Raw genomic sequence first — 19,302 nt, 5'->3', positions numbered from 1 at the left:
ATGCACCATTTTTACGAACTTACAAGCATCCGTAGCTCAGCTGGATAGAGCACTCGGCTTCGAACCGAGCGGTCAGGGGTTCGAATCCCTTCGGGTGCGCCATTTAAGCATCCCAAAAGATTCTTCGATTTATGCTAATCAATCAAAGGTTATAATGTGTAAAACCACCTAAAAAATTATTCTATACGCATATATTAATCATCTGCTCTACTCTACACTTTAGCATGTTTACCAATACCCCAAAAATGCTTATATAAAACGCTCTACAACGCTTTTTATGTTTCTCAGGCATCTAATGTCATCTATTCCTACCCAAGCCCTAAAAAGTGTTTTAAGCAAGATTAGAAGTCAAAGTGCACATTCTAAGTTAATACTAAAATGAAAAATGAACACCATAATAAAAGCGTTATGATTCCACAAATTATCCCTGTTGTTGCAAAACCCAAACCTCTTTTATTATTATTTTTTATATCACTCATAGCAACAGCACTCAATACTATAGCGACAATAGCGACGACAATACTTAAAATATTGATGACCAAAATAGAAACCAGTGATGAAATTCCGCAACTCATCCCCGCTATAGCTAAACCACTTGTTGCTTTATATTGTTGTTGATCCATTTATCTTTTGCCCCTTGATACTTTTGAAAAATAAAATAAATAGCAGTTAAGTATAAGATTATCGTTTTAGCAGATCAATATAAGATATATTTCACTTTATCAATCATAAATCACCGCTATTCAAATTATTTTCGTGATAGATGCGAGTAAGATCGATATCAGTAGCAATTGACATATAACAATAACTAAATGATTTAGATAATGATTTAATACTGTATAAAAATAGGAAAATAGATTTAAAACCAATATGAAACATCGGTATGATAAAATTTACCAAAAAATGATTGTTAATAACTTGTATTTGTTTTTCTTTTATGAATAATAGTCGAGATAAAATATTCAGCAGTATAAGCAAGAAAAATAAATGATAAAATAATTGCTTTTATCCAATTGAACTACATTGATTGACGAATATCAGTTAGATTTCTTCGGGTATACCACTCTGGTTGAATCCCGATATAAATCGAGTATACTAAGCTCAAACTTTAAATATTTATAATCAGTCTGCTTTTTTATTTTAAATATGGTCGTCGCTATATTAAAATAACCATTAAAGTAGATAGATATCTTTAATTAATCATAATGGACTTTTTTTATGTTGGACCCGAATTTACTCCGAAATGAATTGGATCTTGTCGCTACTAAATTAGCGCGCCGAGGATTTAAATTAGATGTTGATAGTATTCGTCAACTAGAAGAAAAACGTAAAGTGCTACAAGTTGAAACCGAAAGCTTACAGGCAGAGCGTAATGCACGTTCTAAAGCTATTGGTGAAGCTAAAGCTCGTGGTGAAGATATCACGTCCGTACGTGAAGAAGTCAATAAGCTTGGTGAAAGACTCAACAGCGCTAAAGCTGAGCTCGAAATCTTACTGAATCAAATTAAAGATATTGCTTCAAATATTCCAAATATACCGGATGATTCTGTACCTGACGGTAAAGACGAAAATGATAATGTTGAAATATCGCGTTTTGGTACGCCAAGAACATTTGATTTTCCAGTACAAGATCATGTTGCTTTAGGTGAACGTTTTGGTGGGCTTGACTTTGCTGCGGGTGTAAAACTCACTGGGGCTCGATTTGTGGTGATGAAATCTCAAATTGCGCGTTTACACCGTGCTATCGCTCAATTCATGTTAGACCTTCATACCGAGCAGCATGGCTATGCTGAAATTTACGTACCTTATTTAGTTAATAAGGCCACTTTATTTGGAACAGGTCAATTACCAAAATTTGCAGGTGACCTATTTCACACAAAACCGCTCGATGAAGAAGCAGAAAGCAGTAATTATGCATTAATCCCAACCGCTGAAGTTCCAGTAACAAACTTAGTGCGTGATGAAATTTTAGATGAAAGTGAGCTTCCATTAAAAATGACCGCTCATACACCTTGTTTCCGTTCTGAAGCAGGATCTTATGGTAAAGACACACGTGGTTTAATTCGTATGCACCAATTTGATAAAGTTGAGTTAGTGCAAATAGTGAAACCAGAAGAATCCATGCAAGCGTTAGAAGAGCTTACTGCTCATGCTGAAAAAGTGTTGCAGCTATTAGAACTGCCTTATCGAAAAATTGTGCTATGTACCGGTGATATGGGCTTTGGTTCTTGTAAGACCTATGATCTTGAAGTTTGGGTTCCTGCTCAAAACACTTATCGAGAAATCTCTTCTTGCTCTAATATGTGGGATTTCCAAGCACGTCGTATGCAAGCTCGTTATCGAAGCAAAGCAGACAATAAAACTTATTTAGTCCATACTTTAAATGGTTCTGGATTAGCGGTAGGGCGTACATTGGTTGCCATTATGGAAAACTATCAGCAAGCTGATGGAAGCATTAAAGTTCCATCCGTTTTAGTCCCATACATGAATGGTGTCGAAATAATAGGCTAAAAAACATTTATTAACCCTATAATAGCGCTATTCATTAGCGCTATTTTTTTATTAATTAAGGTGAAATCATGATAAAAGGTGTTGTCCTGTCAATACTCGCATCATGCCTTTTTGGCTTACTTTATTATTATCCCGTGTTATTGCATCCCTTGTCAGTTACTGATATCTTTTGCTGGCGATTGTTGACTTCTTTTCCTGCGATTGTGATTTTAATTTTAATCGAAAAACAGTGGTCTGCCATTTATCTACTTTTTGTCCGTATAAAAACACATCCCCTTCTCTTAATTGGGTTATTGTGTTCTTCACTACTTTTGACAATCCAGATGATGATCTTTATCTGGGCTCCTATCAATGGACATGGCTTGTCAGCTTCATTAGGCTATTTCTTATTACCATTAACCATGGTTATTTCAGGACAGCTATTTTATCAAGAAAAACTCAGTTTTTTACAAAAAATAGCAGTGGGGCTTGCGACATTAGGGGTCGCTATTGAAATTGTCAATACAGGCGCATTTTCGTGGGAAACAGCCGTCATTGCCCTAGGATACCCCGTTTATTTTATGACACGCCGAAAATTACAAATAGAGGGCATTGCAGGCACGTTTTCGGACTTCTTTTTTATTTTTATTGGGTGTTTGTTTTATTTTATTCTTAACTACAGTTGGGATGAGATTATTCATGACATTACCCATTTTCCTATTTTTATCCCTATGCTAGGAATCATTACCGCTATTGCTTTTGCAATGTATTTTGTTGCAAGACGATTACTACCGATGGGATTATTCGGATTACTTGGATATGTAGAACCTGTTCTGCTTTCTATGGTATCGGTAATATTTTTGCATGAATCTGTATCGTCAGAGCATATCATCTCATATGGGCTTATTTGGTTGTCTGTCTGCGTATTAGCATTAGAAGGGAGTATATTTGTTTTACGAGCGATAAAACGTAAAAGAATTCGGTAAATAACATTCGATAAATAACAAAAAAGCACATTTTAATGTGCTTTTATTTGATATAGTGAAATTTATTTACTAAACGTGACCGGCTGACCATAACTTTCAATAATCGCTTGGATTCTGTCTAAGGTTTCTCTTGGAGGTGCCTCAACGCCTTCCAATTGATATTTATCCCCTATCGTATCCCACTTATAAGCCCCCATTTTATGATAAGGCAATAATTCAACACGCTCAATATTGTCCATTCCTTGAATAAATTGACCTAGTAGATGCGCAGAATTATCATCATCCGTCCAGCCTGGCACAACGACATAGCGGATCCATGTTTTTTTATTAATTTTTTGAAGATATTTAGCAAACTCAAGTACCCGTTTATTCGAAACACCGACCAGTTTTTGATGTATTTCATCATTCATCTGTTTTAAATCAAGCATCACTAAATCCGTTACTTCCATTAACGCATCAACAGTCTGATCAAGTTGTCTGGCATAACCGTTGGTATCCAGACAGGTGCTTATACCCTCTTCATGACAAGCCTTAAACCATTCTGTAATAAATTCAGATTGCAACGTTGCTTCACCACCCGATGCGGTGACGCCGCCCCCATTAGGCATGATAAAACTTTTGTAAGAAACAATTTCTTTCATTAGTTCATCAACCGTGACCTCTCGTCCTGCTTTCAAATCCCAAGTGTCACGATTATGACAGTATAAACAACGCATTAAACAACCTTGAAAAAAAACAATGAAGCGAATTCCTGGCCCATCAACAGTACCAAAAGATTCGAAAGAATGAATACGACCTTTAATCGGTTGTTTTGTTGTCATAATGATATTGTTATTTTGTTCCATAAATTTTCTCTAATGGTTGCTCACATTGCTTATACGTTATTTTAACTCAGATACGGTTTAGCTTTCACCAATTACACTAATCAGAAACGCTTTTTAATTTAGGTAATTATATAGGTTAAAAATGAATGATATCAACACAACTACTCTTTTACGAATAATGAATATGAATTTAGTCAATATTATAAAAAAATAGCGCCCTTTTAGGACGCTATTTTGTCGTAATTAAAATCAACTAAATTACATAGATTGTGTAAAAGTACGTGTAATGACGTCTTTTTGTTGTTCTTTAGTTAATGAGTTGAAACGCACTGCATATCCAGAAACACGAATGGTTAATTGTGGATATTTTTCAGGATGTTCCATCGCATCTAATAATGTTTCACGATTCAATACGTTAACATTTAAGTGCTGACCACCTTCAACTGATGCTTCGTGGTGGAAGTAACCATCCATTAAACCAGCTAAGTTACGTTTACGTGCATTATCATCTTTACCTAATGCATTTGGTACGATAGAGAAAGTATAAGAAATACCGTCTTTAGCGTAAGCAAATGGCAATTTAGCAACAGATGTTAATGAAGCAACCGCACCTTTTTGGTCACGTCCGTGCATTGGGTTAGCACCTGGTCCAAATGGCGCACCGGCACGACGACCGTCTGGCGTATTACCTGTTTTCTTACCATATACAACGTTTGAAGTAATGGTTAATACAGATTGTGTAGGAATTGCATTACGATAAGTTTTAAGTTTTTGAATTTTCTTCATGAAACGTTCAACTAAATCTACAGCGATATCATCTACACGTGGATCATTGTTACCGAATTGTGGATATTCACCTTCGATTTCAAAATCTACCGCAAGACCGTCTTCATCACGAATGGTTTTTACTTTTGCATATTTAATTGCAGATAATGAGTCAGCAGCAACAGAAAGACCAGCAATACCACATGCCATAGTACGAATAATATCACGATCGTGAAGAGCCATTAATGATGCTTCATAGCTGTATTTATCGTGCATATAGTGAATTGCGTTTAGTGCTGTCACATATTGTTTTGCTAACCAATCCATAAAGTGATCTAAACGAGCAAAGACTTTGTCAAAATCAAGATATTCATCAGTGATTGGATCTTCTTTCGGGCCAACTTGCATTTTTAATTTCTCATCCACACCACCATTGATTGCGTATAGAAGAGTTTTAGCAAGGTTTGCACGCGCACCAAAGAATTGCATTTGTTTACCAACAATCATTGGGCTTACACAACATGCGATTGCATAATCGTCGTTGTTAAAGTCTGGACGCATTAAATCATCATTTTCATATTGTAAAGATGACGTATCAATCGATACTTTTGATGCGAACTCTTTGAATCCACTTGGTAACTGTTCAGACCAAAGAATAGTCATATTTGGTTCTGGTGATGGACCCATGGTATATAAAGTGTTTAAGAAACGGAAAGAAGTCTTAGTAACTAATGTACGACCATCAACACCCATACCAGCGATAGATTCTGTTGCCCAAATAGGGTCACCAGAGAATAATTCATCATATTCTGGAGTACGTAAGAAACGAACCATACGTAATTTCATTACGAAGTGGTCAACAATTTCTTGAGCGTCTTTTTCAGTAATTAATCCAGCTTCAAGATCACGTTGGAAATAAATATCAAAGAATGTTGAAGTACGGCCTAAAGACATAGCGGCACCGTTTTGAGATTTAACCGCAGCTAAATAACCGAAGTAAGTCCATTGAACAGCTTCTTGTGCCGTTTTCGCTGGTCCAGAAATGTCGTAACCATATTTAGCAGCCATTTCTTTAATTTGACCAAGCGCACGATGTTGTTCAGCGATTTCTTCACGACGTTGCATTGTCATGGCTAAATCAACACCATTTTCAAAATCCGCTTGTAATGAATTGAATTGTGCAAATTTGTCTTGCATCAAATAGTCGATACCGTAAAGTGCTACACGACGGTAATCCCCAATGATACGACCACGTCCATACGCATCAGGAAGACCAGTGATAACACCTGATTTACGACAACGAAGAATATCTGGTGTATAGATATCGAAAACACCTTGGTTATGGGTTTTACGATAATCAGTAAAGATTTTTTTGACTAAAGGATCAAGTGTTCTGTTGTATGCTTTACAAGAGTTCTCGATCATTTTGATACCACCAAACGGGATAATCGCACGTTTTAATGGTTTCTCAGTTTGTAGGCCAACAATTTTTTCTAAATCTTTTTCAATGTAACCTGCATCATGAGCAGTAATTGTCGAAATAACACTTGTATCAAAATCTACAGGGGCATGGGTAGCATTTTCAATTTTGATGCCTTCCATAACTTTATCCCATAATTTAGTTGTCGCATCAGTTGCGCCAGCTAAAAAAGACTCATCACCCTCATATGGTGTGTAGTTTTTTTGAATGAAGTCGCGGACATTGACATTATTTTGCCAATCACCATCTTTAAATCCTTTCCAAGCGACCGCTTGTACTTCGTTTAAATTACTCATAGTTTTTCACCTCAGGTTTACTAAAATTTCTATCTACTCTTTTGTATATAAGGGTAAATATCATAAAAATCAATGTGGCTTACGTAAATATAATGCCCAATAAGGCAGCGCAACGGCTAAACCACCTAAAATATTCCCGATTGTTACAGGAATCAAATTCTTTAACACAAAATGCTCAACGGTTAATTCTTTGAATGCATCCGGTGATACACCTATTGCATGCCAAAATTCCGGAGAAGCAAAATTGTTGATCACAATTCCCATTGGGATCATGAACATATTAGCAATGCTATGCTCAAAACCACTTGCCACAAACATTGCTACCGGTAAAATCATGATTAGCATTTTATCTAATAAACTACGACCAGCGTAACTCATCCAAGCCGCCAAGCACACCATTAGATTGGCTAATAAACCAAGAAAAACAGCTTCAATAAAGGTATGATGCAATTTATGATCTGCAGTTTGCAGAACATTTAGTCCCCACATCCCATTGGCTACCATATATTGACCTGAGAACCATATCACGCCAACAAACAGTATAGCACCAATAAAATTACCAATATAGACTAAAATCCAATTGCGAATCATTCTAAACCAACTGACTTTATGCGTCATTTTCGGCAAAATTGTTAAAACTGTTGAAGTAAAAAGATCTGCTCCACAGCAAACAACGAGCATAAGTCCTAATGAGAAACAAATACCACCGACTAATTTAGCAAGTCCAAACGCAACGGTTGAAGTACCGGTTGTCACGGTAATATAGAATACAAAAGCAATTGAGATAAAGACACCTGCAATAATGGCAGATAAAATCGTGCTACTAGGGTGCTTATTTACTTTATAATTACCGACCTCTTCAGCGATTTGGGTCATTTGTGCGGGGGAAAGAGAATCCACAAGCTTATCATTACTCAATGTTAACATCCTCAAAAAAACTAGGGTTTTATGAGGCGGATAGTATACTCTTAATTTATGTCAAATCATCAATTTTTTAGTTAAAAAAATTTAAAAAATTATAACTCATTATTTTTATTTTATTTTTTTACATTTATTAACATAAATAATAACATTCTGTTTTGATTTAAAAAAGTGTTTAACAATTTTAATAAGCTTTTAAAACAGACAGTTAACTATTTCATAGCAATTATAAACGTTTTTTTTGCATTGCTGTCGACTGAAGAAATTCCGATTAAATAAAAAAATTTTCCATCCTTTTTCTGATATATCGAAAAAGGAGGAAAATAAAATAGAACAAGTCTTAAATAAATATGTAAATGTAACTTCACGTTACAATTTGGATATCCTTATCCAAATTTTGCCCGTAATCCAATTGTTATGGATTACTTACCTCTGAAACTAAGAAGTCAACTTTGCTAGGTAACCCCGGTGATACTCGAATCACTTTAGGATTACGCCCAATCACTTCATAGCCTTTTGGTAATGTTCTGGTATCCAATTTTATCACAAAATTGGCTCCTCTTTCCCAACGACCACCTGATACACCGACTAGGTGATAACGACCAATTGCATCGGTTGTAATAATTTCACCCCGAGCCGTAACCAGTTTGATCCCCCCTAATCCTTCTTCACCTTCATCTTGAATACCGTTACCATTTTTATCCACATACACTTTTCCGAAAATAAGCGCATCATCAAATAATGGATCAGCCGTAACCGTTACGGTTGCATGAGAGGTATTGGATACAACTCGTCCGGTTAATGAGTTTATCGCTTTCGCTGTATTGGTATATTCACCTTGAGTCACCCCCGAACCGACCACCAGCATATAAGTAAGCGTTATTTCATCGTTAGATTTCAATTTGATGACCTGAGAGGTGACCGTTCTTCCGCCACTAGGATCAGCAACTTTTTTACCATCAAGACGCGTTGAACCTTTAACAAACTTAAAGCCTGCCGGTAAGATATCTTGTATCTTGATAGCTGAAGCACGCGGACTATTATTGATAATTCTAATTGAGTAAGGCACGATATCACCTACAACGACATTATCTTTCTGTGCCATTTTAATTATCGTGACATCCTCATCCGAATTACGATACCCCAATAGCATTTCATTCGCTAACCGTGTCAAAGTTGTTGACATATCTTTTAACATGACAGGCACAGTGTGAGCTCCACCCACACCATTGAATGTTACCGAAGCCGGTGGATTAGCTAAATTAATTAAGTCATGTTCAATTACTTTACCGTTATTGTCTGCGTATTGATCAAATGACGGTATCAAATCAAATAAAGGATTACCACGACCAACATTGACACTACCATCGTTATACTCGCCATACAGTACTCTAACAAAGTATCGTGCTGCACCATTATTATTGGTATCAATAATGAGGTTACGGAAACTAAATTTACCATTTTCACCACTTATTGACTTAACCGGTTGACCACTTTTATCTAAGATGTGTTGTTTATCACTATCTAATAAGTAAACATTCACACCTTTTAAGCCATTATAATTAGCAGCACCTTTTAACCCTCCGCCCTGATTATCATCAAGAATTCTTCCTTCAATGAATCCTCCATTGATATAACCAAAGTTTTGATCGATTAAACTCCCCGAAATATCTAATGTTGCCACGTTTTCTGTTTCAGGGGTATTTACGGTGCCATTACGATCGTGATGCGCATCATCCGGATCAAAGCTTGCTCTTAAAGTCGTCGGTATACCTGTAACTTCAATTTTCCATTTACCCGGAATAATGTTATTAATTTCATAATCAACATCACTTGCTGCTAATGTGTGTGTAAAGTGGATAGCAGGATTGTTTACATTCTCGAATAGTAATGTGACCGGCGCATTAACTGAACTATCAATTGAAGGATTGTACTCTCCATCATCATTGTTATCTAAGAACACTTTACCTTTAATACCACTTATCCCACTCCAAGCAAAAATCACTCCTTGAGCATGATCGGTTGCACTCGCAAACTGGTAAATTTCCTCCATTTCGTTATCAGTCTTATTCGTTGTTGCAGCAATATTACTATCTGTTAGTAAGAAACTACTTATATAGTTAGAATTTTGAATAGAGACTTTAACTTTGTAGTTAACACCTGAAACTAGGTTTTCAAACTTATATTGACCAAGATCATCAATATTTGTGCCTGTACTTATTGCCTCAACACTATCAACCAAATCATTTTCGACAAATAATTCAACGGCATAATGCGGGAATAGTGAATCAATACCAATATCTTGAGCTGTTATTGCGTTACCATCATTGGTATCGATATCAATCACAACTTGACCACTAATGCTTGCTTGACCTTTTAGACCGAAATCAACATTGGTGACTAATGGAGAAGATGCCGCATTCATATCTAGTTTTGTTCCATTTGGAACATCAGTAGCAGGCATACCTTGTGGTTTAACCACATAGCTATAACTATAGCCTGAACCTGCTACTGGTTGAACAGTAATAATCCATTCACCCTCTGCAATATTATTGATCTCATATTGACCGTTAGCATCACTCACAGCGGTTAGAAGAATATTAGGATTATTCGCATCCCTTGCTTCAACGGTAACACCCGCTAAAGTAGTATGATATGTCTGATGTATACCTTTTCCTGAGTAATCTTTATAAATTTTGCCTTTTAACGCTTTTTGACTCTTATAACCATAATCAATATTGTCAACTTGTTGATTAACACCCGCTACCACTAACATATCATGATTACTTGCATTTCCACCATTAACCATGGCTGGACTGAAACTGATTTGATATCCAGACTGCAATAAGGTGCTATCATCAACGCTCACTTCATATTGATTATATGCCGTTAGATTATCAAACTGGTAATGACCATTGCTATCCGTTGTCGTTCTGATTTCAGGCGCACCACTTAAGCCATTACTTTTGAGGGTAACAGGAATACCATTTAAAGGTCTATCAATAGCTGCCGCATGGTAATTCAAACTAGCATTATCATTGATATCCATATCGACAACCACTCGCCCGGCAATTTTAGCACTACCCTTCAAGCCATAGTCGATAGTTTTACCTGCGGTATCTGTGGCAGAAATGGTTAGTTTCAACTCGCCAGGATTGACCTGATCAATGGATGAATAATTAACAGCATAATTGACGTAACTATAATTCCAATCTTGAGGATAGCCTGTAATTTTAACAATCCATACACCCGACGTTAGATTGTTTATTGCATAACTACCATCGGCAAGTGATACGCTCGAAACTTTTGCGTTATTACTTTGATTGATGGCGCTCACCTCAACCCCAGATAATGTAGGATAATTAGCATTATGAACAGCATTACCCATAATATCTTGATAGATATGACCACTGATACCTATATTACCTTTATAACCAAAATCATTACTGATTTTCTGGTCGTTGTCCGCTGAAACAACTACAGGGGCAATATCGAATGCGTTATTCGTCGATGCCTTACCTGTCGGACTAAAGCTAATGACATAACCACTTAAAGCGTTTGCAGGATCCGTCACTCGAATTCGATAATTACCACTCGATAAACCATTAAATTCAAAATAACCATTACTGCCAGTGTTCGTTTGTTTATAGATAACAGTATCATTAGTTGGATCAATTAGGTTTATGGTTAAATTAGCAATACCGGTATCACCTTGTGACAATTGTTCATCGACATCGTTGTCCAGAACAACCATACCTGTAATTATGCTTTGACCTTTCATACCTAGATCAAGTTTGATATCTCGACCGGTATTTGAATCAACCTGATAACTAACACTATTAGTGTTGCTCCCACTTGGAGTTACTGATTTTTCAACAAAATAGCTATAAACTAAACTTGAACGTGTTGGATGTGAAACCGAAACTGTCCATTTGCCTTCAGTAATGTTAGTAAACGAAAACTGACCATCGCTACCAACTGTTTGGCTTTCTGTCACTTTTTTGTTATTCCATTCACCTTCAATTTTTACAACAGCACCCTCTAATTTTGTATGGAATGTTTGATAAGAACCATTTCCGCTTGCGTCCAAATAAACTGTTCCTGATAAGTTGCGTTTAATTTGATAACCGAAAGCACGTTTTTCTGGATTAAGTTCATACCGACTGTCATTCGGACCATTAATATCAAACGTTGCTATCGCCGATGGCGTTGCTGGATTTCCGGGACTAAAGACAAGTTTATAATCATTATGATTTACTGTGCTTGTAATTTCATAATTATGTTGACTTAATCCTTCTATTTCAAAAGCACCAGTAGATGGGTCAACCGATATATCTTTAGGTGTGAAGCCCGATTTATTGTTTGCTGAATTTAAGGTTATTACTGGGGTTATTGGTGTAGATAACTGACCAAATGCCATATCGTTTTGACTATATTGATCATCATTATCTCGGTCAATAACCACATAACCTGTGATTTTACTGCTACCGCGATAACCGATATTGATATTGTCAATTGAAGGTTGATTGACAGTTAAGTTAATATCTAATGACAAACTATTATTCTGCCCAACAATCGTTCTGTTATTCATTGAAGTATAATTTAAAGCATAATTATTCCAATCTGCCACTGTTTGTGAGTTATCAGCAGAAAGAACCCATTGACCTGGTGACATATTTTCGAATTTAAAATTTCCTGAACTATCAGTTATTACCGAAAATGTTGCTTGATTATTAGTCGCATTAGAATTTGGGCTTGGCACTTTTGTCAAATTAAGTTTGACCCCAGCAAAGCTGGTATCAACATCTGTTTTACTTTGACTATTATCCACATCAATCGTTACTTGTCCTGCGATAATACCGTCATAATTAAATCCAGTACTACTACTGAAATCATCATTAGTTAGCGGCATAAAATCAATGATATTTTTATTATTTGCTATCTCTGATGCAGGAATAAGTTTAGCGCCATCTGGTGTAATGACTTCTACTTGATAATAATAATTTATAGGTAGCTTTTCGAAAAGATATTGACCATTTTTCGATGGATTACCATTTAAAGAAATATTATCCGTCTCAATTGTTTTAAGCGTTTTATATTGATTTGAGCCTGGAACCTTGTAATTTAGATTCACCTTCACACCATTAGTAAGCTCATCAACCGTTTTGATTTTATTGTTATTAAAATCAATCCAGACATCACCACCAATTTTTTGCTTACCTAAAACAAGATAATGATTATCAAGTGATCCTTCTAAAGGTAATCCACTGACAGGAATAACGATATTTTGTGCTTGATTTCCTGATTTACTTTGTTTGAAATCATAGTCACTAATCGAATTCATTATGATTTTAACAGAGTAATTAACACCCGTTCCGTATAATAGATTAGCAAAATGATAATGACCATTGTTAGTTTTTTGAGTCATCAATGGCTGTCCACTGGCATTTAATCCTGAATATAATTCAACAGTTGCCTGTACCGAGCCATCAAGTGGATGCGCAAATTGATTTGTATGATTCAAATCTTGGTTAGAATCGTTAAAATCGATATACACATTACCTTGAATACCATCATAGCTAGCCTGATTATAATAGAATATTTTACCGTCAATACCTCGATTATTGATAATGATATTTGATATGGTATCAATCGGTTGCACTGAGTTTTCGCTATTTCCAACAATAACATAGTTTTGTGGGGCTAAAATAACACTGACTTTATAGTTACCATCTGGCAAATTATAAAAATGATATTCTCCATTTGCATCACTATACTGGCGAACCATTTCTTTATTCGTCGTAGCATCGTATAAACTGAGTAATACCCCACCTAATGGCTCACCGGTTGCAGCAGCAGGATCACCAATTAATGTTTTGCCCGAAATACCACTATTTGTTGCGGTAGTGCTGGTTATACCTGCCGATGGATTAGCATTTGTTTTCCCTGCTAATAAGAAGTATTTACCTTTCTGACTACCACCTTTAGTATTAAAAGATATCGGATTTAAAGTTTTGTTCGTATTGTTATCTGCATTCGCTATCACACCATAACCGCTCGGCGGTTCAATTTCAACGGTATAAAGGCTAGCTTTCGAATCATCTTTACTTAAACTAAAACTATAATAGCCAATTTCATTGGTTTTAAGTGTACTAAATGGCGTACCTGTTGCGTCACTTCCTTTATATAAATTAATAGTTACATTTGAAACAGGTACATCACCCGTTCTATTGAAACTGATATCGGGTTGGCCATTATTATTGATATCGATCATGACATAACCCGATATCGATGCATCCCCCTCTTTTTTATAAATGAAGTCTAAACCACCACCTGATAAAATTGGCGTCGACGCAGTGATTTGAACATCGTTCACGGTATCAGAAGGACTTTTCAATTCATAACGTTTATCTAAGCCTGTATCCGTTACTTTTATCGTGTAATTATCATTTAAAAGATGACTGAAACGATATTTACCATTATTGTCCGTTTTGGTATAAGAATATAATTTATTACTGCCTTTACGATAAATTTCGACACGTACACCAGTGATTGGCACGTCACCCTTAGACGCATCAAAACTACCATTATCATCATAATCGTAATAAAGCTGACCGCTAATTTCAGTATTATTATTGGCTCTAATTAACCAATATTGATTCGGTACACCTCTTGGTAATAAATAAACCTGCATATATTCCAAATTTGTTTTTATTTCATTTGGAAGATAAGTTTTTTCTGTTTTAGATGCGCTGCTATTACCAACTAATTTGAAAGCACTATGATCCAATCCATTTAATCGCAATAACATACTTGTCAGATATAAATTATTATACCGAGTTGAGTTTTGTTTATTATAAACAAATCGCCCATTTTGTTTTACTTTGTTATCAACAAAATCAGGATCTGCAAGGATAGAATCGATACTTTTCGTTCTATCATAGTAATTAGGATAAATTCTTGGTGTAAAGACCCCTTCTACAGATAAATCTGAAAGGTTATACCGTTGTAATTCATCTGATGTTAATAAAACCGATTGCTCATTTTTTTCAGTTGATCCGGTGATGTCTAAATAAATATTACCTGACAAGGCTTCAGTGAGCCCTGAAGGCGCTATCGTTGCTTGCATAAACCATTGATTATTATTATCCATATTTGCTAATGTGCCATCAGCTAATACTTCAAAATTTACTGTACCAGGAGGTGAAGAAGGATCCTTATCGGCAATATCTAAATATTTAGTTTTATCTGCTTGATGAACAATACGGTATTTGCCTTCTGGTAATGATTTAAGATTGATCGTTCGATAGTAATCACCAATAACACTCCATTTTTCATAATTACTTCCATTCCAGAAATAGAGATCAAAATATCCATCGCCTTTTTCAAGTGTTTGTTCACCTGCATAGTCCATATCGCCATTGAGATCATTAACCGGTGCCCCCGAAAATTGTCCTTTTCCTTGCATTAGAAAGTTTTTCGTCATCGGGACATCTAGTTGTTTAAATTGTACTTTATAACTTGGAGCTAACTCTTTAGCGGTATTTGTGACAGCCGTTGTACCTGAATAGATAGCTTTAACGATATAAGTCACATCTCGATTAATACCATCTTGTTGCCCTTGAAAACTATATTCACCCTTAGCATTGGTTAGTTTTTTCCCAATAAAATTACTTCCATTTTCAGTACAATCATTGGTACCGTCATCTTCACAAAGTAAAACAATAGCATTCTTTAATGGTAAGTCATTAGCATTGTACATTTGCCCGGTTTGTATCTCACCATCACCTAACCATGTATCTAACAGTACTGAACCACGAAGAACATCTTCATTAATTTTCAATTTATACCAGATGTTAGTATCCCTGTTATATTTGTTACCACCACTCGCATTAACAACAATGCTTGATATCGTTTTTTTATTATCATTAGGATCGATACTTGAACCGCTATTCTGATCATTATTTTCGAAATCAACATCCCCAGCCTTGATATTACTGTCGCCACCATACTCCTGTTTAGCCGTAACACGATACTCTCCATTAGGCAAATTGGTGAAATTGTAATAACCCTTGTTATCTGTTGCAAATTCAGTGATAACTGTCCATTTTCCCGATACTTTACGCTCCAAAGTAACCCTATTTTGTTTAATTGGTGTATCTTGATTTGGATTATAAGTGCCTAAAGCCCCTCGATGGCTATTATTTAAATACACATATCCAGAAATCGTATTGGGTCTTTTTGGTGTAAAGTAAAGGGTATCTTCCCAAGTTCTATTTGGAGTGACATTAATCGAATATTCGCCATTATATGATTCGGGATAATCCAAATTATCCGTATCATATTCAACAACAGAATAATAAAATAAACCCGCATGATCGATAGGATAATTTTGTGAGCCTCTTACACCATAAAAACCCGGTTTTTGATAGCTGACTTCTAATTTATTACCTTGTAAATCGGTTGCTTGAGTCACACCATCTTCTTCAAAAAAGGCTATTTTAGTATAAGTACTGGCGGTAATTGCTTCAAGCCCATTAATTGTTGAACTCCAGCTCCAATTTCCATTGGCTGTTTTCAAATAATTGACGACTAATAAATTACCTAAATCTTTACGTATTGGTGAATACCAAAAGTTTTGGTTGGTTTTTCTCTCGTTAAGTTTGGGTACGATAATCTCTTTAGCAGCAATGTTAGCTTGTGTACCATTACTTAATGTGACTTTTCCTTTATGCGTACTTCTTGATTTAGAGGAGGTACTGGTTGACTTACCGTCTGTGTCATTGACAAAAACAGTATTATTTAAATTTATATTTGACTCTGTGACAACAACTTTATAATCTTTGTCTTTTACTAATCCGACAAATTGATAGGCGCCCAAATTACCGGTAAATTGATAAGCAATTTTCTCCCAATCGGTTCCATTATGTTGGTAAAGTTCGACAGTGGTATTAAGTCCTGTACTACCTTGAGCCGCAAGCGGAATATTATTGCCCGTTTTACCTGAATCCGGACCTGCTATAATATATTGCTGAGGTCCTAGTACAAACACATTTCCAGATATACTGGATAAAGATGTATCGTTAGGATCTAATTGAAACAAGAAATTAGGACCACTAGGCACCCCAGTTGAGTCAGGTATTGTTAATTGTGCTTTTGCCCTGTTTTTACTATCAGTAGTAAAAGGTGGAGAAGTGACATTTGTTACCTGAATATCATAAGTTGCAACAGCGAGATCACTAAAGCTGTATTTACCATCACCACCTGTAATAACGGTATCGGTTCCCATTACTTTGGTTGTTGTACCGGAATAATACAACTCGACCCTCATATTTTGTAGACCAGTATCAATATCTGCTTCATAGGTATTGTTGTTATTTCTATCAACCACAACAACACCATCAACAGAATTGGTATTACGATGTTTAAGATTAAATTGCCCACTTTGATCTGAACCTTCCATCTTAAAAGAAATAAGTTCAGCATATTGATGACTATTATCTGGTAGTATGACATCCCATAATTTATAATTTCGAGTTTTTAAAAAGAGATCAACGTCTTTATCAAAAAAAGCCTCATATTTAACCTGTAATAATGTATTTTTTATCTCTATTTCGCCATTACTATCTGTTTTTAATACGATATTATTATCCGTATTGGTTACCATCCCAACCGTTGATTGAGTTCTCATTTTTACAGGAATGTTGTTAATACCTGCATCTGTACCATTTTTAACTTTTAGATGAATAGTTCCCCCTTTTCCTTTTAAAAAGAGGTTTTGACCTAATTCACCTGTTGCCCCTCTAACAGTTACGTTTTTGGAAACGCTTTCCCCATTATTGGTTGCTATTTCAACGATATAATTTCCTAAAGTGTTAACTTCAAAGTTATACTGACCATTATCATTTGTTTGTTCATTTGATATTAAAATACCTTGATCATCTTTTAATGTCACGGATAAGCCTTGTAACGGAAAGGTTACATTCTTTGCGGTATCATCGTAGTCTAAAAATACCCTTCCCGCTATTGGAATTGCATTAGCTACCGATACAACTGTTAACGACATAAAGGTGGATAGCAACATCCATTTTAGACATTGTAATATCGCTTTATAACTAAAAACATCAACCCAAGATCTTTTTTTAGCATTCATTTTCGCTGTTGCATTACACTTAATTCGCATTATCTTCTCTCCTGATATGCGTAAATTCTCTTCTTTTCGATTTTCAGCTTTTAGGTCTGATTTTATTTGCACGGGTAAACGTATTTGACTACTGTTAACTTTTTGCCAACTGTTCATTAGAAACTCCCCACTACATTGACAAACCAACCATGTGAACGGTAGTTCAAGCGTGTTAAGTTGTCGTTATAATCCGTGAAGTTGTAACCCACACCCATCTTGATGTTGTCGCCAACATTACGATAGACACTGGTCACTAAACCGTCTTTGTGGTCATCTGCCAGATCTGTACGTAGCGTTCTCCCCTCAACCTGATATTCCCAGTCACCCGTCTTATAATTAATCCTTAGTGCATATAAATCAGCGCCTGATGAATACCAATCGCTTTCACCTTTATAACGTAAATGACCCTGTCTTTGTGCTGCTTTAAACGCCGTTTCCCAGTTCGCATTCCATTCGTAAACACCTTCTAATGACCATACCCAGCTCTTTTGGTCATACAAGCTCGACGTATAACGTTTACCGCTTGATGACGTTGAGTTCACTATCAACTGGTCATCCGGGTCTAATCCATACACATAGGTCATTTTGCCAAAAAGGTTCAGATTATTGATTACTTGGGGTCGGTAGGCAAAACCGATCATTGACTCCGTGTAATTACTTACTACATCACTTGAATCATCTTGATTACCAAACGTTTTGGCAAAATCAAATTGTCCAAGCCAACTTAAGTTTTCATTAACCACCGTTTTTGCCCGGTTAGTGGTCACCCATTGTCTTATGCGTTCACTACCTTCATCTATCCGATATTCCAGACGATTGCGTATTTGAAATAAATCATTTTTATAACCATAACCAGCGGCATAAATATCCCGACGAGTTTCATCATTTCCGGTTAAACTGGTGTGATTGCGGTGACGGTTGCTCACACGGCCTATCGAGTAAGACCCCTCTATAAATTGGGCTTCCGTCGGTTTATAACTTACCCCATAAACATCCGATGTCGTGTGGTCTATGCGGTTGGTTTTAAATTGTCGCTCGGAATATAATTCCATTTGACTCGTCGCCTTGGTTCGACCACCGAATACCGTTGTAATACCGCGACCCGAACTTGAGTCCACATCATTGAGTACCTTCGTGTATAAGTTGGTGCGGTCATTCACATCCCAGCTGCCCTGAATGCCACCACCGCCTCCCCGGTTCGACACAAATAATTCCGCGCCAATATTAATGCTGTCCGTTATCTGAGAGCTGTATCCCACTGTCGTTCGGTTGTCATTTGACACATCGCCCGATTTACCTAACGTCAGCTGCTGAATGATGTAACCTTTGTCCCGTCCGTCAAAAAACGAGCGTTCCA

The 19,302-nt window shown here is 36.3% G+C and carries 8 protein-coding genes and 1 tRNA gene; 3 read left to right on the top strand and 6 right to left on the bottom strand.

Annotation, left to right across the window (positions count from 1 at the left end):
- Positions 1-25: 25 nt before the first annotated feature.
- Positions 26-102, top strand: a tRNA-Arg gene (locus ACGH4F_RS01420).
- 260 nt (positions 103-362) lie between these two features.
- Here ACGH4F_RS01420 and ACGH4F_RS01415 read toward each other — a convergent pair.
- Positions 363-623 carry a DUF4190 domain-containing protein gene (locus ACGH4F_RS01415; RefSeq protein ID WP_411589709.1) on the bottom strand — a complete coding sequence of 87 codons (261 nt, stop codon included), beginning with the start codon at positions 621-623 and terminating at the stop codon, positions 363-365.
- 595 nt (positions 624-1,218) lie between these two features.
- On the opposite strand from ACGH4F_RS01415, the gene serS reads away from it, so the two are divergent.
- Positions 1,219-2,511, top strand: a complete 1,293-nt coding sequence (gene serS, locus ACGH4F_RS01410; RefSeq protein WP_267377862.1) for a serine--tRNA ligase — start codon at positions 1,219-1,221, stop codon at positions 2,509-2,511.
- 68 nt (positions 2,512-2,579) lie between these two features.
- A complete protein-coding gene (gene rarD, locus ACGH4F_RS01405) occupies positions 2,580-3,476 on the top strand; it encodes an EamA family transporter RarD (protein WP_411589708.1) in 897 nt (298 codons plus the stop codon).
- A 62-nt stretch (positions 3,477-3,538) separates the two neighbouring features.
- Here rarD and pflA read toward each other — a convergent pair whose 3' ends face one another.
- The 5 genes from pflA to ACGH4F_RS01380 all read right to left on the bottom strand — a co-directional run bounded on the left by pflA (position 3,539) and on the right by ACGH4F_RS01380 (position 19,150).
- Positions 3,539-4,321, bottom strand: coding sequence for a pyruvate formate lyase 1-activating protein (gene pflA, locus ACGH4F_RS01400; RefSeq protein WP_218837373.1), 783 nt, complete (start codon positions 4,319-4,321; stop codon positions 3,539-3,541).
- 237 nt (positions 4,322-4,558) lie between these two features.
- On the bottom strand, positions 4,559-6,841 hold the full coding sequence (pflB, locus tag ACGH4F_RS01395; protein WP_220215723.1) for a formate C-acetyltransferase: 2,283 nt from the start codon (positions 6,839-6,841) through the stop codon (positions 4,559-4,561).
- Between the two features lie 69 nt (positions 6,842-6,910).
- Complete coding sequence (gene focA, locus ACGH4F_RS01390) at positions 6,911-7,759, bottom strand: formate transporter FocA (protein ID WP_257006728.1); 849 nt, start codon at positions 7,757-7,759, stop codon at positions 6,911-6,913.
- Between the two features lie 418 nt (positions 7,760-8,177).
- The gene (locus tag ACGH4F_RS01385; RefSeq protein ID WP_411589707.1) at positions 8,178-18,062 is read right to left on the bottom strand and encodes an SdrD B-like domain-containing protein; all 9,885 of its coding nucleotides are present in this window, start codon (positions 18,060-18,062) and stop codon (positions 8,178-8,180) included.
- On the bottom strand, positions 18,062-19,150 hold the full coding sequence (locus ACGH4F_RS01380; RefSeq protein ID WP_411589706.1) for a hypothetical protein: 1,089 nt from the start codon (positions 19,148-19,150) through the stop codon (positions 18,062-18,064). The genes ACGH4F_RS01385 and ACGH4F_RS01380 overlap by 1 nt, the downstream gene beginning before the upstream one ends.
- Positions 19,151-19,302 lie beyond the last annotated feature (152 nt).

Origin of the sequence: Gilliamella sp. CG35 (assembly GCF_046635745.1) — a bacterium.
In the GTDB taxonomy this organism is placed as follows: Bacteria; Pseudomonadota; Gammaproteobacteria; order Enterobacterales; family Orbaceae; genus Gilliamella; species Gilliamella apicola_I.
The sequence above is the reverse complement of the archived record's forward strand: the minus strand, read 5'-3'. Positions and strand labels throughout refer to the sequence as shown.

Bases quoted from the DNA above. Each gene is read 5' to 3' on its own strand.
- ACGH4F_RS01385 (WP_411589707.1), bottom strand. From the start codon at position 18,062: ATGAACAGTTGGCAAAAAGTTAACAGTAGTCAAATACGTTTACCCGTG.
- pflA (WP_218837373.1), bottom strand. From the start codon at position 4,321: ATGGAACAAAATAACAATATCATTATGACAACAAAACAACCGATTAAA.
- rarD (WP_411589708.1), top strand. From the start codon at position 2,580: ATGATAAAAGGTGTTGTCCTGTCAATACTCGCATCATGCCTTTTTGGC.
- pflB (WP_220215723.1), bottom strand. From the start codon at position 6,841: ATGAGTAATTTAAACGAAGTACAAGCGGTCGCTTGGAAAGGATTTAAA.
- serS (WP_267377862.1), top strand. From the start codon at position 1,219: ATGTTGGACCCGAATTTACTCCGAAATGAATTGGATCTTGTCGCTACT.
- ACGH4F_RS01415 (WP_411589709.1), bottom strand. From the start codon at position 623: ATGGATCAACAACAATATAAAGCAACAAGTGGTTTAGCTATAGCGGGG.